Source organism: Streptomyces stelliscabiei (assembly GCF_014873495.1).
Taxonomy (GTDB): domain Bacteria; phylum Actinomycetota; class Actinomycetes; order Streptomycetales; family Streptomycetaceae; genus Streptomyces; species Streptomyces bottropensis.
The window spans coordinates 10,292,479-10,314,407 of record NZ_JADBGF010000001.1 but is presented as its reverse complement, the minus strand read 5'-3'; the positions used below and the strand labels follow the sequence as shown (position 1 = coordinate 10,314,407).

Annotated in this window: 16 protein-coding genes and 4 pseudogenes; 8 read left to right on the top strand and 12 right to left on the bottom strand. The window is 69.0% G+C overall.

Annotated features, from left to right (window positions below):
- Window positions 1-129: 129 nt before the first annotated feature.
- The 3 genes from H4687_RS45125 to H4687_RS45115 form a co-directional block, all read right to left on the bottom strand.
- The gene (locus tag H4687_RS45125) at window positions 130-2,664 is read right to left on the bottom strand and encodes a DnaB-like helicase C-terminal domain-containing protein (protein ID WP_046918771.1); all 2,535 of its coding nucleotides are present in this window, start codon (window positions 2,662-2,664) and stop codon (window positions 130-132) included.
- A gap of 277 nt (window positions 2,665-2,941) precedes the next feature.
- Entirely contained in the window at window positions 2,942-3,130 is a 189-nt protein-coding gene (locus H4687_RS45120; RefSeq protein ID WP_046918770.1) for a hypothetical protein, read from the bottom strand.
- Between the two features lie 454 nt (window positions 3,131-3,584).
- Window positions 3,585-4,640, bottom strand: coding sequence for a hypothetical protein (locus tag H4687_RS45115; protein WP_192781795.1), 1,056 nt, complete (start codon window positions 4,638-4,640; stop codon window positions 3,585-3,587).
- Window positions 4,641-4,648: 8 nt separating this feature from the next.
- Between H4687_RS45115 and H4687_RS45110 the strand changes: the two are divergent.
- From H4687_RS45110 to H4687_RS45100, 4 genes and pseudogenes are all read left to right on the top strand, one after another.
- Window positions 4,649-5,413, top strand: a pseudogene (locus H4687_RS45110) (IS6 family transposase).
- Window positions 5,414-6,049: 636 nt separating this feature from the next.
- The gene (locus tag H4687_RS45105; protein ID WP_046919045.1) at window positions 6,050-7,354 is read left to right on the top strand and encodes a phospholipase D-like domain-containing protein; all 1,305 of its coding nucleotides are present in this window, start codon (window positions 6,050-6,052) and stop codon (window positions 7,352-7,354) included.
- A gap of 220 nt (window positions 7,355-7,574) precedes the next feature.
- Window positions 7,575-7,706, top strand: a pseudogene (locus tag H4687_RS48665) (IS701 family transposase); the annotation flags it as partial.
- A 7-nt stretch (window positions 7,707-7,713) separates the two neighbouring features.
- The gene (locus tag H4687_RS45100) at window positions 7,714-9,006 is read left to right on the top strand and encodes an IS256 family transposase (RefSeq protein ID WP_225967023.1); all 1,293 of its coding nucleotides are present in this window, start codon (window positions 7,714-7,716) and stop codon (window positions 9,004-9,006) included.
- Window positions 9,007-9,138: 132 nt separating this feature from the next.
- Here the strand turns inward: H4687_RS45100 and H4687_RS45095 are convergent, their stop codons facing one another.
- A complete protein-coding gene (locus H4687_RS45095; RefSeq protein ID WP_404819317.1) occupies window positions 9,139-10,227 on the bottom strand; it encodes a pentapeptide repeat-containing protein in 1,089 nt (362 codons plus the stop codon).
- Window positions 10,228-10,470: 243 nt separating this feature from the next.
- Between H4687_RS45095 and H4687_RS45090 the strand changes: the two genes are divergently transcribed.
- Window positions 10,471-11,373 (top strand): transposase family protein, encoded by a 903-nt coding sequence (locus H4687_RS45090; protein ID WP_046917657.1) that lies wholly within the window; start codon window positions 10,471-10,473, stop codon window positions 11,371-11,373.
- A 394-nt stretch (window positions 11,374-11,767) separates the two neighbouring features.
- Here the strand turns inward: H4687_RS45090 and H4687_RS45085 are convergent, their stop codons facing one another.
- Genes H4687_RS45085 through H4687_RS45075 form a run of 3 tightly spaced genes read right to left on the bottom strand, consistent with a single transcriptional unit; the run spans window position 11,768 to window position 15,233 of the window.
- On the bottom strand, window positions 11,768-12,490 hold the full coding sequence (locus tag H4687_RS45085; protein WP_046917658.1) for a hypothetical protein: 723 nt from the start codon (window positions 12,488-12,490) through the stop codon (window positions 11,768-11,770).
- Window positions 12,490-14,619 (bottom strand): hypothetical protein, encoded by a 2,130-nt coding sequence (locus H4687_RS45080; RefSeq protein WP_192781793.1) that lies wholly within the window; start codon window positions 14,617-14,619, stop codon window positions 12,490-12,492. The genes H4687_RS45085 and H4687_RS45080 overlap by 1 nt, the downstream gene beginning before the upstream one ends.
- Entirely contained in the window at window positions 14,619-15,233 is a 615-nt protein-coding gene (locus H4687_RS45075; RefSeq protein WP_046916228.1) for a helix-turn-helix domain-containing protein, read from the bottom strand. The genes H4687_RS45080 and H4687_RS45075 overlap by 1 nt, the downstream gene beginning before the upstream one ends.
- A gap of 442 nt (window positions 15,234-15,675) precedes the next feature.
- Here H4687_RS45075 and H4687_RS45070 point away from each other — a divergent pair, with 442 nt between their 5' ends.
- Window positions 15,676-16,797 (top strand): three-Cys-motif partner protein TcmP, encoded by a 1,122-nt coding sequence (locus H4687_RS45070; RefSeq protein WP_046916229.1) that lies wholly within the window; start codon window positions 15,676-15,678, stop codon window positions 16,795-16,797.
- Here H4687_RS45070 and H4687_RS45065 read toward each other — a convergent pair.
- The 3 genes and pseudogenes from H4687_RS45065 to H4687_RS45055 form a co-directional block, all read right to left on the bottom strand.
- Window positions 16,769-17,524 (bottom strand): DUF5131 family protein, encoded by a 756-nt coding sequence (locus H4687_RS45065; protein ID WP_046916230.1) that lies wholly within the window; start codon window positions 17,522-17,524, stop codon window positions 16,769-16,771. The two genes, H4687_RS45070 and H4687_RS45065, sit on opposite strands and share 29 nt — an antisense overlap.
- Window positions 17,525-17,753: 229 nt before the next feature.
- Window positions 17,754-17,963, bottom strand: coding sequence for a plasmid mobilization protein (locus H4687_RS45060; protein WP_097248538.1), 210 nt, complete (start codon window positions 17,961-17,963; stop codon window positions 17,754-17,756).
- A gap of 852 nt (window positions 17,964-18,815) precedes the next feature.
- Window positions 18,816-19,031 (bottom strand): annotated as a pseudogene (locus H4687_RS45055) (IS6 family transposase); the annotation flags it as partial.
- Between H4687_RS45055 and H4687_RS45050 the strand changes: the two are divergent.
- A pseudogene (locus H4687_RS45050) lies at window positions 19,025-19,234 on the top strand (helix-turn-helix domain-containing protein); the annotation flags it as partial. The pseudogenes H4687_RS45055 and H4687_RS45050 overlap by 7 nt on opposite strands.
- A gap of 428 nt (window positions 19,235-19,662) precedes the next feature.
- Here H4687_RS45050 and H4687_RS45045 read toward each other — a convergent pair.
- Complete coding sequence (locus tag H4687_RS45045) at window positions 19,663-20,271, bottom strand: TetR/AcrR family transcriptional regulator (RefSeq protein WP_046916232.1); 609 nt, start codon at window positions 20,269-20,271, stop codon at window positions 19,663-19,665.
- A 57-nt stretch (window positions 20,272-20,328) separates the two neighbouring features.
- Between H4687_RS45045 and H4687_RS45040 the strand changes: the two genes are divergently transcribed.
- On the top strand, window positions 20,329-21,228 hold the full coding sequence (locus H4687_RS45040; RefSeq protein ID WP_079028236.1) for an alpha/beta fold hydrolase: 900 nt from the start codon (window positions 20,329-20,331) through the stop codon (window positions 21,226-21,228).
- On the opposite strand, the gene H4687_RS47220 is transcribed toward H4687_RS45040, so the two are convergent.
- On the bottom strand, window positions 21,212-21,715 hold the full coding sequence (locus H4687_RS47220; RefSeq protein WP_079028235.1) for a hypothetical protein: 504 nt from the start codon (window positions 21,713-21,715) through the stop codon (window positions 21,212-21,214). The two genes, H4687_RS45040 and H4687_RS47220, sit on opposite strands and share 17 nt — an antisense overlap.
- Window positions 21,716-21,929: the final 214 nt, after the last annotated feature.

Here is a 21,929-nt window from a genome sequence, read left to right as displayed (position 1 = left end):
AGTGGCTGAGCTGGGCGTGCCAGTGCTTGGCGTTGTACGACGACAGCCGGTGACGTGGGGTGACCTGGGAGCGCAGGAGGTCGTTGAGAGCGGCGCCCAGGGAGCCGCCGCGCCCTGTGGGGCCGGCCATCAGTCGTCACCTTCGGGGATGATCTCGCCGGGCTTAACGAACTTGGCCTTCACTTCGCCGAAGCCGGTCCCGATCCGGTACGTGGCGGGCGCGGTGCCGTCGGGCGTCCAGAAGACGGCCGCGTCGACGTTGCGCAGTGCGAGGAGCTGGTGGCCTTGCTGGACGGCCCTGAAGGCCACACTCCAGTGCCGGACGGATGCCTCTGCAACCATGCTCATGCGCCAGTCCGGCCGCCAGAACGGGGACCGCTGTGCGGGGCGCTTGGGCCACAGCAGACGCAGCGCGATGGACAGCCGGGTCTTGTACGCCTTGTAGGGGTCGCCGCCGACCTGGACGAGCTCGGTCCGTGCCTTGCGGGTGGCCTCGTAGAAGGGCTTGAAGAGGGACTCGTTGGCCTTCCCGGTCCAGGAGTTGTGAATGGCCGGCATGGCGGCGAGGTGGCCCGCCCGGACGAGTTTCTCCAGCTGCTTGATGTGGGGGGTGGTGACCCACACGCGGCCGTCGTCGTCGGGCCGGTCGATGATCCGCCCCAGGGGGTGCGGCATGTCGGTGCGGTTCCACTCCGGGATGTCGATGAGGTAGATGCCGGCCCCGGCCTTGTCGTACGCGTCGAGCGGGCCGGTGTGCAGGAGCTTGTTCGGGGCGAGGGGAACGGCCGAACAGGCGGAGGGGAAGCTGCCGTTGCGGTCGATCAGGCACAGCACGCCCTCTCCGAAGCAGTCGGGCACGTCGAACTGGTCGCGCCGGACGCGCTTTCCGTTCGCCCGGATGTGGGGAACACGGGTGGCGGTGACGTCGGGGTGTACCCAGCGGGGCTCGCCGTCCATGTGCTCGCTGATCAGAGTCCACGGGGCGCTGTCGCGGGCCTCGGTGCGGATGACGGGGATCGGGTGCATCTTCGAGCGGCCGACCGAGTCCTTGAGGATCTTCAGAGCAGGGAAGACGTGGCCCTCGGGCTCGTCCTCCTCATCCCCCGGCGCCAGACCGCCCTCGCCGTCTTCCTCGTCTTCCGCTACGTCATCCTGCCCCTGGCCGCTGGCTGCCGGGGCGTGCACAGGGGCACCGGCAGCAGCGGCCTGACCGGCGCTTCCGGCAGTGTCGGCGGACATGGGCGTGCTGAAGGGCCGCAGTGCGGCGGCGAGGCGGTGCCCTTCGTGAGTGTCCGGCATCTCCGATACCGCTGCGGCGGCCTGGAGCAGCGACGGCAGGATCTCCTTCAGGGCGTCCTGGTCGCCGCCTGCGACTGCGGTCCGCCATGCCGCGAGTTCGTGGGTGAGGGCGGCGGGGATCCCCTGGTGTCCGCCGGACGTATAGGGAAGGGCGGCTTCGGCCAGTTCCAGCACCGCGGTTCCCGTTCCGCCAGTGGCAGGCGAGAGCTCTGGGCCCGCCGGGCTGTGGGCGCGGTCGGTTCCTGCGTCGAGGAAGCGGGCGTGGAGCAGGTCGGGCTGCAGGTATGCCGAGCCGATCGTGCCGAAGTCGCGTTCGGTGACCGTCACTTGGACCTTGCCCAGGTCGGCGGTCGCGGTGAGCGTCACGACGACGTCGGCGTCCAGGAGTGCCAGGAACGTGGGGTCGTCGCTGTCCACGACGGCGAGGACCGGTACGTGAAGGGTGCGTGCGAGGCCGGCCAGGACCTGGGAGGCATCGGGGAGACGCTCTCCGGACAGCGGCAGGCGGGCGCTGTGGGCGGCCTGGAGGCGGTCCACGACCACGAGGGCCAGGCCCTGCATGTGCGGCGCGGTTTCCGCGATGTCCTCGGCCCTCAGGTTGGTGCCGTCATCGATCATCAGCAGGTCGCCCGCCTGGACCAGCTGCCGGGCGACTCGCTGCTCCTGATCGGTGAGACGGCCCTGCTTCAGGCGCGGGTAGTCGCCGCCGGTCTCGGCGGAGATGATCCGGCGGAAAATGTCGTCCCGGTTCGGTCCCGACGCCGCATACAGGACCGTGCGACGGTCGACGAGCGCGGTCTGCCGTGCGGCGGCAAGACCCAGCAGGCTCCCGCCGACGTTCGGGGCGGCCGCCACGAGCGTCAGCCGGCCCGGCTGCAGACCGCCCGTCGCGGAGTCCAGGCCGGGCAGCCCGAACAGGGCTCCGCCGACCGGGCCGTCGGTGAGTACGGAACCGATGGCGTCGCCCAGCGTGGCGAGCCTGCGCGGCGCGCTGCTGCTGCGGTCCTGATTGCCTTGGCTGTTCACCGCACCTCCTGCGGTCGCCGCGCCGGGGTGCGCGGCCATGTCGGACGAGAGGGCACTTGAGACGGGGTCGGCGGGAAGCAGCACCGCGACCGGTGTGGTGTTCCGCAGGAGCACCTGCGGTTGGCCCTTCGCTGCCAGCGTGACGAGGTCGCCGAAGTCCTTCTGCGCCGCACTCAGCACGTGGGACGGAAACGCCTCGGTCTTCCGGGCTGCCGGAAACCGGTCCAGCGGCGCCAGCAGAGCGCGATCCTGCCGCTTGTGGATCAACGTGGTGCGCCCGTCCTCTTCGGCGAGCCTCACCAGCGAGTACAGGGCGTTCCGGGCTGCGGTCGCGTTCATCGCGGCCTCCGCCTGTGGCGACTGACTCACTCACCCTCCCAGACCTAGAAACTCACCGCCATGATAGCACTTTTCACGCAGTCACTTAAGTAAAGTCACACAATTTATCGCTCTGCTTCACTCATTCGTGAGGGTGTGAGTGTGCGTTGACGGCCCTGCTGGAGCTGTCGGGTCATCAGCGGGGCGGCCGAGGTCAGAACGAAGGCCGGGGTCCCCATCGGCCCCGGCCTTCTCCTTGCTTCGCCCGGCAGGTGATGGAATCTCGCCCAATGCGAGGTCAGCTGTATGCTGCCGGCCCCTGCTTCTTCTGCTCGTCAGGCACGTGTCTCCGGAACCTCTCGTGTGCGGACTGCTTGCTCGTCATGAGCGCCTGCGCGATCTCGTCCCAGGAGTAGTCCGCCGCCCTGGCTGCGCGCACGGCCTCCTTCTGCCATTCCTCGGCACCCGCCTGGAGCCGGGTAGCCACATAGACGGCGAGGAGAGGGCGCTGCTCGTCGGGTTCACCGCTCGGCCGCAGCGGGCGCTGAGCGCATGGACCGCTTCCTCCACCTCATCGAGCAATCGCCGGAGCCGCTCGGGCAGCGTGCGAGACATGCTGACCTCGGCATGCCGGACCCACTCCCGCTGCAGCCCCTCATCGCAGGCATCGGGGTCCTCGAAGTCCACGGGTCGACAAGGCAAGTGCCGCCGGGCACCGCGATCACCGTCCTTGCCGGGACGGCGACTTTGCCCAGGCCTGAGTGAACAGCTCGTGCAGCGGGAGCGGGGAGAGCAGGCGGCAGAACGGGCCGTATATGTCCTTGCCGTTGGAGTTGGGGGCGGCGTACGGAGTGAGTTTGGCCGTCTCCAGGGGGAGGTGTGGGGTCTTGAGGTCGGTCCAGGGGCCCGGGATGAAGGCGGTGCGGCCCGCGCGGGGGCGTTTACCGGTCTCGGTGAGGCCGCTGGTGGCGAGGGCGGACTGCGCGGCCTTGTGGCGGGCCGGGGACCAGGCGTTCCAGCGGCGGATGTTGCGGTCCGTGGGGTGGGCGAGGGTCAGGAGCTGGTGGTGGAGGGCGGCGGCGTCCTCGTCGAGGGAGAGGGCGGTGGCGACCTTCGCCGACCAGGGCCGGGACGCTGAGGAGGGGATTAGCTTCGTACGAGCCGGGCGGCACCGGGGTGGTGGCGGCGCGCCGGACCATGCGGGCCAGGCCGCCGTCCGGGGTGTAGAGCTGGGTGACGACGGGGGTGGCGGCTCGGAGGAAGACGTTTCCGTTCGGGACGGTGACGACGAGGCTGCCGTTGTCGTACGCCGACGGGAGCGTGTGACCGCCCGGCTGGTAGGGCCTGCTGCGCAGGTGGAACCGGCCTTCGTACGGCTTGTAGGACGGGTCCGTGGCCACGGACGCAGCCAGGTCCGGGCGGGGGGTCAGGGGGATCAGGTACGTCGGGGAGTCCAGCAGGGTGCGCAGGTCTTGGTACAGACCGGTGGCCCAGGTGACGGACGGGTCGCCCACGGGGCGTTCGGTGAGCGCCCAGGCCAGGGCCGTCGCCGGGACCACGTGCGGCAGGTCGTCGGGGTGTATCCAGGAGCCGGTCGTGCCGTCGGACTCGTCGCGGTGCAGGGAGAAGTGCCCTACGACGCTGCCCTCGGCCAGCGTGAACCCCTTGTCCTGCGCGGGTATCGCCTCGCCCGTCGCGAGGCGGTGTGCCCAGTCACCGGTGATGCCGAGGTCGGTCTCCAGGCCGTCGGCCAGGTGCTCGTCGACATGCGGGGTCCGCCCGACGCGCCCGGTCCAGGCGTCCGCCATGCGCTCCGCGGCTGCGACCATGCCGTCCTGCGTCCAGAGACCGGGCAGTTCGGCCGGGTCGTCGGGCAGGCCCGCCGCGAGGACGGCCAGTCTGCCGGAGGACCCGAGCCGGTATTCGCCGTATGCCCAGGCCAGGCTCTGGCTCGCGTTGTACGGCGCCGACCGCAGCAGTTTGTCGGGCGCCGTCACGTTGGCTGATGGGGTGGGATGTTCTTCGGGTTGATCATGCTGGAGGATTGTCTGTGGGGTCCGTGTCGCTGTCGTACAAGGGGCACCGGTACCCGGTCGAGGTCATCTCCCACTGTGTGTGGCTGTATCACCGTTTCCCGCTGTCGTTTCGGGAAGTCGAGGAGCTGATGCTGGAGCGCGGTGTCGTCGTCTCCTACGAGACGGTGCGTCGCTGGTGCGCCAAGTTCGGGCAGGCCTACGCCAACGCGCTGCGCCGCCGACAGCCCCGGCCCGGTGACAAGTGGCACCTGGACGAGGTCTTCATCAAGATCAACGGCGAGCTGAAGTACCTGTGGCGGGCCGTCGACCAGGACGGGAACGTGCTGGACATCCTCGTGCAGAACCGTCGGGACAAGACCGCAGCCAGACGATTCTTCCGCAAACTCCTCAGGAAGACCCGCACGGTGCCCCGGGTGATCGTCACCGACAAGCTCCGCTCCTACGGCGCCGCCCGCCGCGAGGTCATGCCCTCCGTCGAGCACCGTTCCCACAAGGACCTGAACAACCGAGCGGAGAACAGCCACCAGCCCACCAGACAGCGCGAACGTGCGATGAAAGGCTTCCGCTCCGCGGGCGGAGCGCAGCGGTTCCTGTCCGCGTTCAGCGGTATCTAGCCCCACTTCCGGCCCCGCCGCCATCTGATGCCCGCCCACGACTACCGAGCCGAGATGAGCATCCGCTTCGCCATCTGGGAGCACATCACCGGCGTCGCCGGCCTCGCCACCGCGGCCTGAACACAGCCCGGAACCAGGCTCCCCCACACCACACCACGACGCGCCGTCAGGCAGTCACACAGCCAACAACGTGACAACGCCAGGCGGATAGCTGCCGGGCATCACGGCCTCCGAATGCTGCTGGATCGTCAATTGCCCAGCAACCCGACTCCAATAGAACCGGGGCATACCACTCGATCAAACCCGGAACGGTTCATCGTGCAACCCTTCGACGCCTTCGCAAGTCTCCTGATTGCCGAACAGTGGATCAGTGGGTCATACATTGAACAACTTCGGGCAGACACTAACGGACCAGCACTTCATCGACCGGGATGTCCGGCGGATGTCCCGGTCCCATCGCAGGATCTCAACGCGTGGCCGAGCACAGGCGCATTCCCGGTCCCGCTCCCGACACGCGTCCACGTCCTTACGGCGAACGTCGTGGCAGCGCCCCTGACCGGCGGCCTCCTCGCCGCGTCGGCGGCTCGGCCAGCGCGGCCCACTCCGCCACGACCGCACGGCGGAGGTCGACTGGGAGGGCTGTGCGACGTTTTGGGTGAACGCCGGCTGCCGGGCTCGCCTCGGCGGCCACCCCGGGGCGATCAGCACAGCATCGCCCGACTCGTCATCGGCAACAGCCCAGCGAAAGGCCCGTCCATGAAGCGAACGTTCACATTGATCAGTGCACTGGCCGTCACCGCGCTGTCGCCGACCGCGGCGCACGCTGCGGTCAAGAAGGCCAAGACTCCCCTCAGTTGCGAGTCCCGGACGTTCACCTCGACACCGGGTCCTCGCTTCAACGACCCGGAGGACCCCGACGCCCGGATGAACGTCATGGACCCGATCATCGAATCGATCAACAGCGCCAGTTGCGGGCAGACCATACGCGTCGCCATGTACTCGATCGGCAGCACGCAGCCGGGCCCGGACTTCGCCAACGCCCTGATCGCCGCGCACCAGCGCGGCGTCATCGTCAAGGCGCTGATGGACGTGCACAGCGACAACGCGGTCTGGCAGTCGTTGGTCACCGAGCTCGGCAACGATCCGCAAGCCTCCAGCTTCGCCGCGCTGTGCCCGGGCGGCTGCCTGACCCACTATTCCGGCTCCTCCCTGCACGCGAAGTACTACATGTTCAGCGGCGGGAGCGACGCGAACAGGACCGTGACCGTCAGCAGCGCCAACCCCACGTCCGCCCAAGCCAATACCGCGTGGAACAGCAGCGCCACCGTCAAGGGCAACGTCGACCTGTACAACCTCAACGCCCGCTACTTCACCGCCATGGCCAAGGGGGCGCTCAACGGTCCGGGCCCGCTGATGCCCGACTACTACAGCTCCACCGACGGCCAGGCCGCCAGGACACTGTCCCCGCCCTCCTACCAGTGGCCCAAGGCACGCTCCAAGAGCGACACCTGGGTCGACTTCCTGAACAACGTCAAGGCGCCGGCCACGATCAACATAGCCATGTTCCAGTGGACCTCTCACGGGCAGCCGGGCGACCGGAACTATCTCGAACTGCCGAAGAAGCTGGTGAGCCTGGCACAGACCGGCGTCAAGATCCGCATACTCCTCACCGCCGGTCAGGTCGACAGCAGCGTGCAGAACTACCTGAAGGACCGGCCGAACATCTCCGTGCACGACACCAGCCGCGGAACCGACGCGAACGGCAACGCCCTGCATTACACGCACGACAAGTACATGATGGTCAGCGGCGGCTACGCAGGTGCGGTCAACTCCAGAATCGTGTTCGTTGGCTCCGCGAACTGGACAAGCAACGGCGTCTGGCACAACGACGAGTCGGACCTGAAGCTGGTCGGCCGGTCCAGCTATGACGCGTTCATGGCGGACTGGCAGAACCAGTACGACCGCTGCTGCGGGACCGCAACGCTGAAGCTGGGCGCAGAGGAGCGCGCCGAGAACACGGCACGCGAGATTCCGATCGACCCGAAGCAGGTCAAGGAGTAGGCATTTCCCGCAGCTCGGTCACCCCTGTGGGCAGGGCTCCGTCGGGCGCTGTCACGTTGGTTGACAGGGTGGGATGATCTAATGGGCAGCGAAGCGAGTCATCGCTATCCGAATCCGGAGTGAGTGCCCGTTTCTGAAGTCTCTGCAGTGATAGTCGACTGGGCCTAGTAGGACTCCGTTACGTCTGCCTGTCGGTCCTGCCTGGGGGAACGCTGAAGGTGTGGACGCACATGAAGTGAACCGGGCTCGGGCGAAGTTGGCGTTATTGGTCGCTGATGTGTTCGCCTCGGTGCCGCGCAAGGATCAACGGGGGGTCTGTAAAACGATCGGTGTAACTCCCGATCATGGAAGATGCATCGATGACCAGTGAGAACGTGTCCGAGGCTGCGACCGTTGAGCCTACGAAGGCTGTGCCTGCGAAGGCCGTGGACGATCAGTTGATCGACGAGCTGGTGGGCCGGGCTCAGGCCGAGGGTCTGCAGCTGACCGGTGAGGGCGGGCTGCTGCAGCAGCTGACCAAGCGACTGCTGCAGTCCGCCTTGGAGGGCGAGATCACCGACCATCTCGGCTATGACAAGCACGACCCCGCAGGCAAGAACGGCGGCAACTCCCGCAACGGCACCCGCTCCAAGACGGTGCTGACCGATGTCGGGCCGGTGGAGATAACCGTGCCCCGCGACCGCGACGGCTCCTTCGAGCCGAAGATCGTCAAGAAGCGGCAGAAGCGCCTGACCGGCGTCGACGAGATGGTGATTTCGCTGGCGGCCAAGGGCCTGACCACCGGCGAGGTGCAGGCCCACCTGGCGGAGGTCTATGGCGCTGAGGTCTCCCGTCAGACCATCTCCACCATCACCGACAAGGTCCTGGAAGGCATGGCGGAATGGCAGAGCCGTCCGCTGGACGCCGTCTATCCGGTGGTCTTCATCGACGCCATCCACGTGAAGATCCGCGATGGTGCGGTGGCCAACCGGCCGATCTATGTGGCCCTGGCCGTCACGACCGAGGGCCGGCGGGAGATCCTGGGGCTGTGGGCCGGTGACGGCGGCGAGGGTGCCAAGCACTGGCTGCACATCCTCACCGAGATCAAGAACCGCGGCGTCAGTGACGTTCTCATGCTGGTCTGCGACGGGCTCAAGGGCCTGCCCGAGGCGGTCGAGACGGTCTGGCCGCGGACGATCGTGCAGACCTGCGTGGTGCATCTGCTGCGGAACTCCTTCCGCTATGCCGCCCGCCAGGACTGGGACAAGATCGCGCGTCTCCTCAAGCCCGTCTACACCGCACCCACCGAAGAGGCAGCACTTGACCGGTTCGCCGAGTTCGCCGATGCCTGGGGCCGGAAGTATCCAGCGATCGTGAAGCTGTGGGAGAACGCCTGGGAGGAGTTCACCCCGTTCCTGCGGTTCGACACCGAGATCCGCCGCATCGTCTGCACGACGAACGCGATCGAGTCGGTGAACGCGCGGATCCGCCGGGCGGTCAAGGCCCGCGGTCACTTCCCGAACGAGCAGGCCGCCCTGAAGTGCGTCTATATGGCCGTCATGTCGCTCGACCCCACCAGCAAGGGACAGGCACGCTGGACCATGCGCTGGAAAACAGCGCTGAACGCTTTCGACATCACCTTCGACGGCCGCCTGTCAGCGGCCCGCCAGTAACGACCTTGGGAGCGATACCAGCTCCCGGATCTGCCTGGCGGTCTGGGCCCCTGCGCGATCAGGACGCCGCTGAGGAGGAGTGGTGCCGTCAGGCGGGTCGCGGTCGCCGCTGTCTTGACCGGCGCGTCTTGGTCAGGGAGTGGACCGCAGCGGCGGCGCCTGCCACGTCATCCCCGGGGGCTGGAGTAGGGGCGAGGGCTCGGGGCCGGGGTCATCGGTGTCGACGACTCCGGCGGCCGTGTGGTCGAAGTCGGCGGGCCAGAGGGTGCGCTCGCTGGCCACGGCGCCGGTCAGGCTTGCTTCGACAAGGTTGGCGGTGCTCAAGTCGGTGCCGCGCAAGTCGGCCATGCGGAGATCGGCGCGTTGGAAGACCGCGCCGTGGGCGACGGCCTTGCGCAGGTTCGCCTCGCGCAGGTCGGTCTCAGTGAAGTCGGCGTCACGCAAGTCGGTTTCGACCAGCTTCGCGCCCCGTAGGTCGGCCAGAATGCAGCGAGCCCGGCGGAGAATCGCAGTCGTGAGGTCGGCGTGCCGCAGGTTGACCGAGACCAGGGACGCCTGGGTCAGATTGGCGTGGTACAGGCCTGCGGCCTCCATGCAAGCGCGGTCGAAGTTGACCTCGGGGAACCAGAGTCCGTCGCAGTCGGCCCGGCGCAAGTCGGTGATGCTGAGATTGACCCAGGACTGCTCCCGGTGCCGGCACAGCACGCCGAGCGCGGTCAGCGCCACCTGGGCGTCGGCGGCGCGAGTCTCCAGGGGTGCGATGTCGTTGATGGGCACGTCTGCCGCCGGTGATTCCGGCCCGGCGGGTGGCCAGGGCAGGTGCGTACGCAGATACGCGGCCTGGATGGAGATGATGGCCTCCCGGTCGCGGGCGGACTGCTCCGCGATCCGCCACAGCGCGTGCAACCCGCCGATGCGCACATCCAGCTTGTCGCTGCCGAGCTGGTCGACGGCCCGGCTGAATCGGTCGGTGACGTAGCCCTCCTGGGTGGCGCGCAAACCGTCCTGACTCACCCGCAGTTGCCGCCAGGTGGCGTACGCGCCGAAGAGCACGACCAGGCCGCCGACCACCTGCAGAAGCGTCGTACGGACATCGTTCACCGCCTTCAGTCGATCCTGTGCGGCGACGCTCGCCCCGGCGAGATCGTGGTCGACCACCACAGCCGGCAGTACGACGAACACCGTGCCTAGAACGACCAGCCCCGCCGCCCCGGCCAGCAGAGCCACGGCTGCACGACGCCTGACCAGCCCGTCGCGCCATGCCCGCCGCCCGCGGTCCGGTTCCCCCATCTCCATGGGCACAGGAGCCTAAGCTCCACTCAGTAAACGATCAAGAGTGCTGTGGCACTGGCCCGTGACATGAGAACGGCCTTACGGGTTGGGTAAGTTGTGAGGTTTACCTGGGCCCGTGCGGCCTGTTCCCATCCTGCCCTGTCCGGGGTCCCGCGCGCACACTTCGGCGAGTTGCTCAAAGAACTCGCGCCCCGATGGCAGGCCGCGCGGGAGTCGGCGCTACACGAGCGGCGTGGCGGAGACCGGAGACGGGCGGCCGGCGCCGGGCCCAAGCAGCGCCTGGTCTTCGTCGACCGGCTCCTGGTCACGCTGGTCCACCTGCGGCTTGGGATCCCGCACGCCGCTCTGGCCGAGTTGTACGCAGTGGACCGCTCCACCGTCTCCGGAGCGATCCGCGAGGTCCGCCCGCTGCTGGCGGCCCGCGGCTTCGCCGTCCCGGACCGGCCGGGGGTGCGGCTGCGCACGCTGGAGGATCTGTTCGCCTACGCCGGCACGGAGGGCGTTGACCTGCGCATCGACGGCACCGAAGTGCAGGTCCGCCGCCCCCGCGCCCACCGCCCCGGCCGCAAGGCGTTCGTCTCCGGCAAGAAGAAGCAGAACACCATCAAGACCACCACCTTCAGTGACCCGCAGGGTCGCACCCTGTTCAGCGGCGTGGTCCGGCCGGGCCGCATGCACGACCAGACCGCCGTGCGCACCGAGGGCATCGCCGAGCAGTTCCTCCGGCACCCCAAGGTCAAGGCTGTAGTCGACGAGGGCTACCGGGGCCTGGCCAACGAGTTCCCCGGCCAGGTCAGCGCCCCGCCGAAGAAGCCGAAGGACGACGCGCCGCTGGGCGAGCACCATGCCTGGCGCGAGCAGCGACGCCGCCAGTCCTCCGCGCGGATCTGCGTGGAGCACACCAATGCCGAGTACAAGCAGTGGCGGCCCCTGCAGCGGTTCACCGGCCGCCGCGAGACCTACGCCGAGACCCACCTCGCGATCGCCACCCTGGTCTCTGACCGCTCCGCCCGGCGGGCGACCCGCCGCAAGGCGAGCACCGAACTGGTGCTCGCCCGGCAGGCCGCCTGCTGATCACCCACCAGCCAACACGCCAGGCCAGCACGCCCCGAACTCAATCGCTCCCAAGGTTGTAACCTCAACTGCCCCAGTTACACCACTCGTTTGACAGTCCCAGAACCGGCTCAGGCACAGGATCGTGCGCAACAGTCGGCGCTGCAGCCCTCAGCACGGCGAGGAGGCCGGTGCAGGACTGTTGGCCTGGCATCGAGGCCGGGTTCTTGCTGGCGTCAACGTAGGGTTGGTGACATTGCGGGAATGTGGCTGCCTCTGTGCGTGCTATCCCTCACGTCTGGGCGGTGCGCTCTCCTCCCCGTATCGGCAGCATCGGCAGTCTTGGAGGACCGCTTGGGGTGTCCGCATGGCGTTGTGTTCGGGCAGTACTGGTGTGTCATCACGCCGGGCTCTGTCAGCGGGGCCGCCAGGTGCGGACTTCGAGGTGGATGATCTGGGCATCGGGGCGGATGCGGTCGGTCTCCACTAGCCACTGATGCACGGTGGCGGTGACGTCGCCGCCAGCGGCATCGACTCGGCGGGCGAAGTCGGCGGCGTCGAAGCCTCCGGTCTGGGCGGAGCCGTAGGAGCGTTCTTCGGTGTGGTCGGCGCGCTGGATGGCGTCGCGGCGGATGCCGGGTGAGTCGGTGCGGCTGCCGGAGGGATGGGTGTAGGCGGTCCTGGCGAGGCGGACGGTGAAGGCCAGGCGCAGGCCTTTGCGGGCGGCTTCGGCGATCAGGGGGCGTAGGCGGGAGGATCCGGAGGCGATGGCCTGGGCGCCGACGCGGCCGGTGCCGGAGCCGGTGGGGGTGATCAGGACGGCTTTGCTGCGGACCCGGGCGGTGGCACCGGAGGCGGTGGTGCGGCGGGTGATGTGCCGGCTTGCGATGGAGGCGAGGTCGGGGAGGTCGGTGATGCCGCCGGTCTGGACGGCAGCCAGGACCTGGCGCAGGGCCGGAACGAAGGCAGCGCCTTTGTTCTTTGTGTAGAACTGGGAGACCAGAGAGGCATCTCGGTTGATGATGCGGGCGATGTCGCGCTTGGAGTAGCCGGCCGTCTGCAGTTGGTCGGCCAGCTGGGCGGCCTCGTTCAACTCGCCTTGCCCAGCAGAACGGTTGCGGCGGGGGCGGGGTGGCATCAGGCTTCTCCTGCGCTCGGGGTGAGGGCGGTGCGTCCGGTGTCCCGCAGGGCAAGGAGTTCCGCCTCGGTGGTGGGGGCGGCCACGGGACCGGTGAGGTGGCCCTTGAGGAGGTAATCGCCGGGCTGATGGTGATGCGGCCAGGCCTGTGGCCGGGTGAGGTAGAGGGCGTCGGTGCGGAAGGCGACGACGCTGCCGGGCTCGGTGTGCAGGGCGCCGGCGTAGATGTTGTCGTCGCGGTGGCGCTGGGTGAGCAGGGCGGCGCGGGCGCCGGACCAGATCGCGGCGGCCCATTCGGGGTGGGCGTTGGGGTCCCGGCTGAAGCCGGTGGGTTTCTGCCAGGTGATCTGCTTGTCGTCGAAGCCGATGATTTCGGCGTCCGGCGGGATGTCGCGCTCCAGGGCGCGGGGGGTGGTTCCGGTGACCATGCGGGGGCGCTGGGCGAAGGAGCCGATGCCGTACAGAAGGATGGCGCGCACCGCGCGGGAGGCGAGGTGGGCTGCGCGGGCCTGCTGGGCGTCGCCCTGGAAGTGGGCCTGGGCGGAGAGGTTGGTCCAGGTCTCTTTGAGTTTCTTGGCCCAGTCGTCCAGCGGTTTGCCGTCGTCCCAGAGGATCCCGTCGAGGATTTCGATCTTCCAAGGGGTGAGGGGGTTGGTCAGGGCGGTGTGGATTTCGGGGCCGCCGGCCCAGGTGGTGAAGGTGGCGTTGGGCGTGGCCGGGTAGTGCCAGGCGCGCTCGCCCGGTGCGGGGGCGGGCAGGATGCCGACGTGGTTCCAGGCGTCGGGGACGGTGACCCGCACCTGCCAGTGGCCGCAGCCGTACAGGGCCCGGGTCTGTTCCTTCTCGCTCCAGGAGGCGAAGGTGGCGGCCGTGATCCGGCGGGGGGTGCCGACCGGGGACTTCCAGGCGTGTTTGGCGTAGGCGAAGGTGCGGTCGTACTCGACGAGTTGGGGCAGCTGCTCAGGGACGCGGGGCGGGAGGATGAGTTCGTTGCGTCCCTGGCCGGCGGTGGCGTGCAGCAGGCCGCGCAGTTCCTCGGACAGGACGGGGAAGCCTTCGGTATGCTGGCCGCGGGTGGGGATGGTGCGGGTCCACAGGTCGCGGCCGGTCTGCGAGGGGGAGCCCATGATGACCGCATCGGGCCAGTGGCGGCGCAGTGCCTGCCACAGCAGTACGAACGCGTCCCGGACGGTGGCCGGGTCGTCGCCGCCGGTGTCGAACCACTCCCCCATCGAGCGGATCTCCACGTGGTGGTCACCGTTGTCGCGCTGGTAGCGGCCGACGGGGTTGCGGGCGTGGACGAAGTGTCCGGCCATCCGGTCACGGCCGCGGCCGGTGTCGGTGCGCCAGCCCGGCGTGGGTGCGTTCAGCCAGGCCGCGACCGCATCCCGCAGGTAGGGGTAGCGGTCGGCGTCGCGGTGCCAGGGATCACCGGCGGTGATGTAAATCCGCTCCGTGCCTTCGGGAAGGGTCTTAAAGACGGCGGTCAGGATGGCGGAGACGGAGGTGTCGGCCAGGTCGAGACGGTAGGTCTGGCTGCGGTGCACCAGCACGCCCGTGTCCGTGTCCAGGAAGACCGTGGAGCGGGCCTGCTGGGTGAAGTTCGGTGGCGTGGAGAGCAGGTTCGGGGTGTGCGTGAACCAGCTGTTGCCCGCTGCCCCCTCGGGGATCGACGGAAGGGCACGCGGCGCGTTGGGGGCTGCGGGTTTCGCGGAGGCAGCGCCCTCGGCAGGAGCGACCGGCGGCGAGGCGACGACGGGCTGTGCTGGTGCGGTGGCGGCCGTCGCGGGCGCCACCGCTCCCGTCCGGGCGGTGGGGCGGGGCGGAGTCTTCGTGCCGTCGTCGGCGGTGGTGGTGGCCGGGGCATCCAGCTCGGGGTGGGACGGGGTGGTCTCGGCTGTGGTCAGGCGGTCGGGGGCCAGCGCCGGGGCCAGGGTGACGACGTGGGCCAGGCTCAGTCCGGCCGCCGGGGCGATCCGTTCCGCCTTCGCCTTCTCGTACCCGGCCAGCTGTGTGATCTGCCGGTCCCGCTCGGCCTCCAGCTTCGCCAGGGCGGCCCGGGTCTTTTTGATCTCGTCCCGTACGGTGCGCAGTTCGGCGAGGGCTGCGGTGTAGCGCTGTGCGTCCATCAGGCTTCCTTGTCCGGACGGCGGGCGGCGGGTGCGGGGACGTAGGCGATCGCCCCGCCCGAGTGTGAGACAAGCCGACTGCCCAGCAGCAGATCAGCGAGCATCCGGTCGGCCTGCGAGGAAGCGGTCACGTGATGGACGGGCGTGGCCAGGTCAGTGACGTAGCCCGCCAGCCGCGCGTGCGGGAAGGCATAGCGGCCCTCGGCGTTCTTCTCCCAGACCTCCAGGCCGGTCAGCACGGCCACCACGTAGCCCGACAGGGTCACCGGCAGGACCCCGGCGGCCGCCACGCTCGGCGCATCGCAGCGCCACCAGCCGCGCAGCGCCTTGAGGAGGTCCTCGGGGGCGAGGGAGGCCGCGAAGCCGATCCAGTTCCGTTCCGGTTCCTGTACCTGCTTGGCCGCGTCGACCCGCAGGACGGCGATCTCTTGAGCGTCCAGCCGGTCCAGCGGGGCGTGCCGGCGCTGGCCGAGTGCCTGGACCACATGGAGCGGAACCATGACGCGCACGCCACGGCGGGACAGGCCCGGCAGCAGTCCGGCGTGCACGAGACGGCGGAAGGTGGTGATGGCGCAGCCGAGTTCCTGGGCTGCCTGTCCGGTCGTCAGCAGCATTCCACCCACCTCCTCCATGCAAACTCGGATATCTGATTCGGCATGAAGATTAGCGGAGTCCTGAGGGGCCGTCAAAGGCCGCTGACCAGATACCGCCCATCAACCCCAGACGTCTACCTGCCGTGGGCTCCGTGACGGAAGCGGACGAGGCAGCCGGTCAGGTCATCACCACACATGGGAGCGAAGAATCACCTGGGGGTAAGCGAATGGGGACGAGGAGGCCGACCCGTTGGCCTGGTTCCGCGAAGACCCACCGGGCGCCATTTTCCCGGGAGGGGGCCGATCCGTGGCCGGCGCTCCTCCGTCAGCTGGACGGCCCGCTCCCCCGGCGGCTGATACGCGGTCTTTACGCTGAACGTCGTTGCGCACACCATCTGTTACCAGGGGATGCGACTGGCACGCGCCAGCCGCCGACCGTGGCGATCCTGAACAGGGGGCACGGATGGGCGTCTTGTGGAAGCTGGAGCCGGCGACTGCGGCCAAGCACCGGTTGTACCAGCGGTACCTGGACGCCTGGTGGCCGATCCTGCTGCAGACCTCCCAGAGCACCGGCTACTCCCGGCCCCGGGTCACGCTCCTGGATGCGTTCGCCGGCCCCGGCCGCTACGAGGACGGCGAGCCGGGCTCGCCGGTGTTCATCCTGGACCGCCTGCTCGGTCATCACGCGGTCGACCGCATGCACCTCAGCCCCAGGCGGGTGCATCTGATATTCATCGAGAAGGACCGCGCGCGCCACGAGCACCTCGTGGCGGAACTCGTCTCCCGCTTCGGGCCGCTGAAGGATCTGCCGGTACGGGTGGAGGTCCGGCGCGGTGAAGCGGGCCGCGACAGCCTCACAGTTCTCGACGAGCTCGGAGCCTGGGGCCACCCGATCCTGGGGATCTTCGACAGCTGGGGCAGCGTCAACGTACCGCTGCATGTGATGTCCCGCATCGCCCGCAACCGCTCCAGCGAAGTCATCACCACCTTCGGACCCAACTGGTTCAGCCGCCGCGAGGAGCTCAACGCCGACATCCTCGACACGGTCTTCGGTGGCCGCGGTTTTTGGACCGCGGCCGCCGACGAGCTGGGTCCCGACGAGAAGTGGCGCGTATGGCTGCGCACCTACCGGGACGCGCTGCGCCGGGCCGGCTTCGGCTACCAGCTGCAGTTCGAACTCGTCCCCCGCACCGGGCAGCCCCTCTACCTCGTCTTCGGCACCGGCAGCACCGCGGGCCTGAAGGCGATGAAGGACGCCATGTGGAAGGTCGACGGCCTCGACGGCGAGAGCTTCCGCGACCCCCGCACCCGAGGTGCCAAAGCAGACGGCCAGCTCGACCTGTTCCAGGCCGCGGGTCTGATCGACGACGAGCTGGCCGAGCTGGTCGCCCAGCGCCTGGGTGCGGGGGCCACCACCGTGGAGGCGATCGGCGAGTGGCTGCTGACGGAGACCGCCCGCTGGATGCCGAAGCACGCCTTGCAGGCGGCCCGGCAGATGCGGCAGGACGGCGTGATCGCCGTCCAGTCGCCGGGCAAGCTCACGACGAAGAGCCTGATCAGCCTGCAGACACAGGTTCGGGCATAGGCATCTGGTCCCAGGTCCGGCCCTGAAGATGCCGGCCGGACGCCTTCGGGGTCCGGCCGCCCCACTGCTTGAAGAAGAAGGCCACATCGGCCTGCAGGCAGGCGTCCCGGATCCCCGTGACCCACTCCTGCTCCATCGGGCGGAAGCGGGGGCCGGACTCGCCTCCGGCGATCACCCAGTGAATGCCCGTCAGGTCCAGCCCGTCCAAAGGTCCGAGCAACGGCTCGCACGACAGGAACCGCACCGCGGCCGGAACCCGCCGCAGGTCGTCGACACGCGGCAGTTCCTTCGCGCTCTCCACGGACACCCCCATCCACAGGTTGGCCGGCCACTCAAGCCGGTCGGCGACCTGCCGCAGCCGGCGTGCCCGCTTCGTGAGCACTTGATAGGTGTGTTGCGGGGTCTGCGCGATGACGTCGAAGACCTGCTCGACGTAGTCCAGCGGGACGCGGGCGTGGAAGAGATCCGACATCGAGTTCACGAACACCGTGCGCGGTGCCTTCCAGCCCAGAGGCACCCGCAGCGCGTCCGGGTGCACGGTCAGGCCGAAGCCGGGGCCGGAGGTACGGGGGTCGCCGTCGTTCTGGTACTTGGCCGACCCCATGGCCTTGAGCCGCTTCGCCAGCGTCAGGGCGTAGCAGTTGTCGCATCCGTCCGAGACCCGGTCGCAGCCGGTCGTGGGATTCCACGTCGCCTCGGTCCACTCGATCGAACTGCGGTCACTCACCCGTCGGCTCCCCATCCCCTGCAGTCGCGGCCGCCCGCAGGCCTGGTCGTACAGCCCGTGGCGTGTCCAGCGAGCCATCAGGCCGCCAGATATCGGCATCCAACCATCCGCCACCGCAGGCCGTCACAGCTTCTACTGAATAGAACATGTGTACCCTTTCCTGCGATGGTGCGCGCGCCGCGAACGAGCCATTCGTCTCCGGCGGCGCCACCCCTCTGCGGGGCAGCGGTCAGGCTGTGTCGTCCGTGAGCATGCCCTGCTGAAGGAGCTGCTCAACGCTCGTCCCGCGCCGTCGGGCCATCTCGCGGAAGGCTTCCCGTTGCCGCTGCCAGTCCAGCGCTCGGCTGACGGCGGATTGCCGGATGTAATCCTGCGTCGAGATACCCAGCACGGCCGCGTGCTCGCGGATGGCGGTCTGCTCCTCAGTCGTCCACCGCATACGGTCCTCCCAGCTGGTGACATCGGTTCCATCAGTCCTCATCCTTTCCCGGCATTCGCCCGGCGGCAAAGAACGACAAAACCGCGGCCGCCCTTGCGGACCGGGCCCAGCAGTTCGGAGACGGAGCTTGCGAAGCTCGCGACACGAACGCCTGCCCAGCTGGCTGGCTGGCTGGCGTGGAGTGTCTCAACACTGCCGTGCCATGGGTTCTGTTTTCGCCGTCGCAGTGGGGTCGCGGCCTGGCGGCGCGTCGGCTCAATTTATGGGGGCGGACTCTGCATGGTCGGCACGAGATGCCCATCCCCGATCTTCCTCTCTTGTTCCAGCCCGGCTGACCGGCTGCGGAGCTGTGAAGCGCGACAGTTGTCACCACCGGCATCCGCTGGCCTGCGACTTCAGTAGGCCAAAGCATGGTGGTTGACACCGATGCGGCGCGCTACCTGTCACCAGCGGCAAGCGAAGCAGTGGCGATGCCACTGCGTTCGGCTTCTGATGGGCAGCGTGCCGAACGGCGGCCCTTGGCGATCACGGCCATATCAGAGTGCGTGAAGTGGCATGGCATCGCCCGCAGTTCCTGTCGGCATGGGAACACTCCGCCCCGCTGCCCTCAGACCTGACTCGGCTGGGCGAGTCCCGGCTCGCACTTGCCCTATGCCACCGTGACGGGCGGATCCGTCAGGAGGCGGTGCGCCAGTCGGTCCGATACCCCGGGCTGCTGGCGTTGGTGGTGATCCGGTGTGCCGATTGGGTCGGCCCGGTGCGCGAGCACGCCCGGCGGCGTTGTCACGTTGTCACGTGTGTGACTGCTGACGGCGCATCGGGGCAGGGTGGGCTTGGGAGCCGGTCCTGTGGTCAGGCCGTGGTGGGCCGGTCGGCAGCGCCGGTGACCTGGTCCCAGATTGCGAAGCGGATGGTCATCTCGGCGCGGTAGTGGTGTGCGGTCATCAGGTGCCGACGGGGCCGGAAGTGGGGCGAGATGCCGCTGAACGCGGACAGAAACCGCTGTGCTCCGCCCACGGAGCGGACGCCCTTCATCGCCCGTTCGCGCTGCCTTGTTGGCGACGGTGAGCGAGTGGATTCGCCGGCGCCGTCTTGAGGCGTGCCGACGCGAACTCGGCCGTCCACGCCGGACCAGACCGGCCGTGGCCGCCGTGGCCGCCGTGGCCGCCGTGGCCCAACGGTGGGGCTTCGTCAGCCCCGCCCATTTCAGCCGGGCGTTTCGTGCCTTCTACGGCATGTCCCCGCGCGAATGGCAGAACCTGGCGGACTAGACCCAGCAACTCGTACGCGAAGCCCCGCCCATCGGGGGATTCGCGTCCGGGTTCCCGTGGCTCCTGACGCAGGATCGGCGAATTCGTGCGCTTCCGGCCGGGCGGCGCAGCAGGTCCGCCGCCAGGAGCAGGGTCATGAGTAGGCCGAGGCGCATTTCCTCGCGCTCGGGGCGCCGGTGCTGCGGGACGGCTGTACCCCCGGGAGCAGATCAAGCTCGGCCTCCCTGCTCGACGGCCCTGTCCCATGCAGCCCGACGCCGAACTGATCGGGGTCTGAGGGCTGCTCAGGTCTGCTTCTTCCCCCGGTGGGGCGATTTCGTCGCCAGGGTCGGCTCAGCCCCCATGAGGGCTGGGCCGAGTCACTTCCTGCCGAGCCGCCGGCTGCCCCGAGGTCTCTGCAGATCCACTGGCGACGGAGCCGTTCCCGCCTATCGCGGCCCCGACGGTTCGGCCGGCCGGTTAGGCGGGGCCTTGGCGTTCTTTGCGGCGGCTGCCGCGACCGTTGCCAGGTCCTCGCCCGAGAAGCCGGCGCGGCTGAGGACTGCCAGAGATTTGTTCGTCGCCAGCGTGCACAACGCCAGCTCCGCCGCCTCCTGCTCGCCTGCCCCCGCCGCCAGCAACGCCTGCTCCAGCCTCGCCCGCAAACCGTCGATCAGGGCGCGGACCATCGCCCGGCCCTCCGCGTCGAGCGCCGGGAACTGCGTTGCCGACACCGTGAGCAGGCAGCCGTCCGGGACCGTCGGGTCGGCGATGCGGTTCAGGGCGACCTGCAGGAAGGCGGCCACAACGGCGTTCGGGCTGGGGTGGGGGCCGGACAGTGCCTGCTCGTACTGCGGGTGGTAGGTCTGCGCGTACCGTTGGAGGCTTTTTCGGAAGAGGGCGCTCTTGTCGCCGAAGGTGCCGTAGAGCGAGCCCCGGCCCAGGCCCGTGCCCTCGGTCAGGCGATCGATCGAGGCCTCCGAATAACCCCAGCGCCAGAAGACGTGCATCGCACGTCGTAGCGCCTCGTCCACGTCGAATTGCTTGCGGCCTGCCATGGTCCGTCAGCCTACACATCTTGTACCGATCGTTCAAAGATGGGTATGGTCGCCGGCATGACGAGCTTGAGTTCGCTGCGACTGCCCGACGGATTCCCTGACGTCTTCACCAGCCGGCTCGTGGAGGTGAACGGACTGCGGCTGCACGCGGTCACCGGTGGGGTGGGCCCGGCGCTGATGCTGATAGGCGGGTGGCCCCAGACCTGGTACGCCTGGCGGGAGGTGATGCCCGCGCTCGCCCGCCGGCACACCGTCGTCGCCGTCGACTCGCGCGGGACCGGCCTCTCCGACAAGCCCGACGACGGGTACGACGCCGGCACGCTGGCCGCCGATCTGGTCGCGTTGATGGCCGCGCTCGGGCACGACCGGTTCGACGTGGTCGGCCACGACATCGGCACGTGGACCGGATACGCCCTCGCCGCCGATCGCCCCGAGCGGGTGGGCCGGCTCGCCATCGTCGAAGCAGTGATCCCCGGTCTCACGCCGTCCCCGCCGTTCTTCGGCCCGGACGCGGTCAACCTGAAGCTCTGGCAGTTCGGCTTCAACCGGCTCACCGGCCTCAACGAGGAACTGGTCCGGGGACGGGAGCGGCTCTTCTTCGGCTGGCAGTTCGCCACCAAGGCCGCCACGCGGACCGCGATACCCGCGTACGCCGTCGACGTCTACGTCGACGCGATCGCCGCGGATCCTCGCGCGCTGCGGGCGAGCTTCGCGTACTACCGGGCGCTGGACGAGACGATCGCGCAGAACGAGCAGCGCAGCAGGACCCCGCTGACGCTGCCGGTGCTCGCCCTCGGCGGCGCGCTGTGGAGCGGCGCGAGCGCCGCCCAGACGATGCGGCTGGCGGCCGACGACGTCACGGGGGTCGTCCTCGACGACTGCGGCCATTACCCGGCCGAGGAGCAGCCGGCGCGGTTTGTCGAGATCCTGGAGGACTTCCTCACGGCCAACCGGTAGCAGGCACGCCACACAACTGAACTTCGCGAACGGCGTAGCGGAGCTTCACAAGCTCCGCTACGCCGTCGAGCAGGCCTTCGCCCTCCTCCACCAGTTCAAACGCCTCGCCATCCGATGAGAACGACGCCTCGAACTCCACGACGCCTGCGTCTGCCTGGCATGCAGCCTCATCTGCCGGCGACGCCTCAAGAAGGCCCACCCATGACCCTTTTACGAGCTCTACGTGAGGTCGGCCCGGTGCTCGTTCCGTCGCGGACTGCGTCGAATGCTGTGGCGTCATCGTTGTCGAAAACGCGAAGCCCGCCGTCAGCCGTTGTGACACTTCTCCGCCATGACAACCGGTCCCCCTCCGGTGCCTGCGTCTTGCGTCCATGGGCCCGCCGTGCTGCGTGGCCCGTGTCGCCCTGGGGATGAAGGTCTTGCTGATGCCGCCGGCCAGGGCGATTGCGGTCAGCAGTCCGGCGGCGATCCAAAGAGTGAGGTTCATGGGTGGACTGCCGGTCCTGGGTGAGGTGAGTGGGTGTCGTGGGAGTCGGCGGCGGGTCAGCCGCCGAAGGCGGGTGCGCTGTCGTGTGCCCAGTCGGCGAAGGTGCGCGCGGGCCGGCCCAGCAGGTCTTCCACGGGTTCCCGGATGCCGGGATTCCGGTGGCCTGCTGCCGGCCGGGGCGTGGGGGTTGTGCGCAGCCAGTGCGGTGTCGGCC

What these genes read in the sequence shown, in the direction of transcription:
- H4687_RS45060 (WP_097248538.1), bottom strand. Translation starts at nt 17,963, where the DNA reads ATGCGGTGGACGACTGAGGAGCAGACCGCCATCCGCGAGCACGCGGCC.
- H4687_RS45080 (WP_192781793.1), bottom strand. Translation starts at nt 14,619, where the DNA reads ATGGACGCACAGCGCTACACCGCAGCCCTCGCCGAACTGCGCACCGTA.
- H4687_RS45125 (WP_046918771.1), bottom strand. Translation starts at nt 2,664, where the DNA reads ATGAACGCGACCGCAGCCCGGAACGCCCTGTACTCGCTGGTGAGGCTC.
- H4687_RS45040 (WP_079028236.1), top strand. Translation starts at nt 20,329, where the DNA reads ATGACGAGCTTGAGTTCGCTGCGACTGCCCGACGGATTCCCTGACGTC.
- H4687_RS45075 (WP_046916228.1), bottom strand. Translation starts at nt 15,233, where the DNA reads ATGCTGCTGACGACCGGACAGGCAGCCCAGGAACTCGGCTGCGCCATC.
- H4687_RS45085 (WP_046917658.1), bottom strand. Translation starts at nt 12,490, where the DNA reads ATGCCACCCCGCCCCCGCCGCAACCGTTCTGCTGGGCAAGGCGAGTTG.
- H4687_RS45105 (WP_046919045.1), top strand. Translation starts at nt 6,050, where the DNA reads ATGAAGCGAACGTTCACATTGATCAGTGCACTGGCCGTCACCGCGCTG.
- H4687_RS45100 (WP_225967023.1), top strand. Translation starts at nt 7,714, where the DNA reads ATGACCAGTGAGAACGTGTCCGAGGCTGCGACCGTTGAGCCTACGAAG.
- H4687_RS45070 (WP_046916229.1), top strand. Translation starts at nt 15,676, where the DNA reads ATGGGCGTCTTGTGGAAGCTGGAGCCGGCGACTGCGGCCAAGCACCGG.
- H4687_RS45045 (WP_046916232.1), bottom strand. Translation starts at nt 20,271, where the DNA reads ATGGCAGGCCGCAAGCAATTCGACGTGGACGAGGCGCTACGACGTGCG.
- H4687_RS47220 (WP_079028235.1), bottom strand. Translation starts at nt 21,715, where the DNA reads ATGAACCTCACTCTTTGGATCGCCGCCGGACTGCTGACCGCAATCGCC.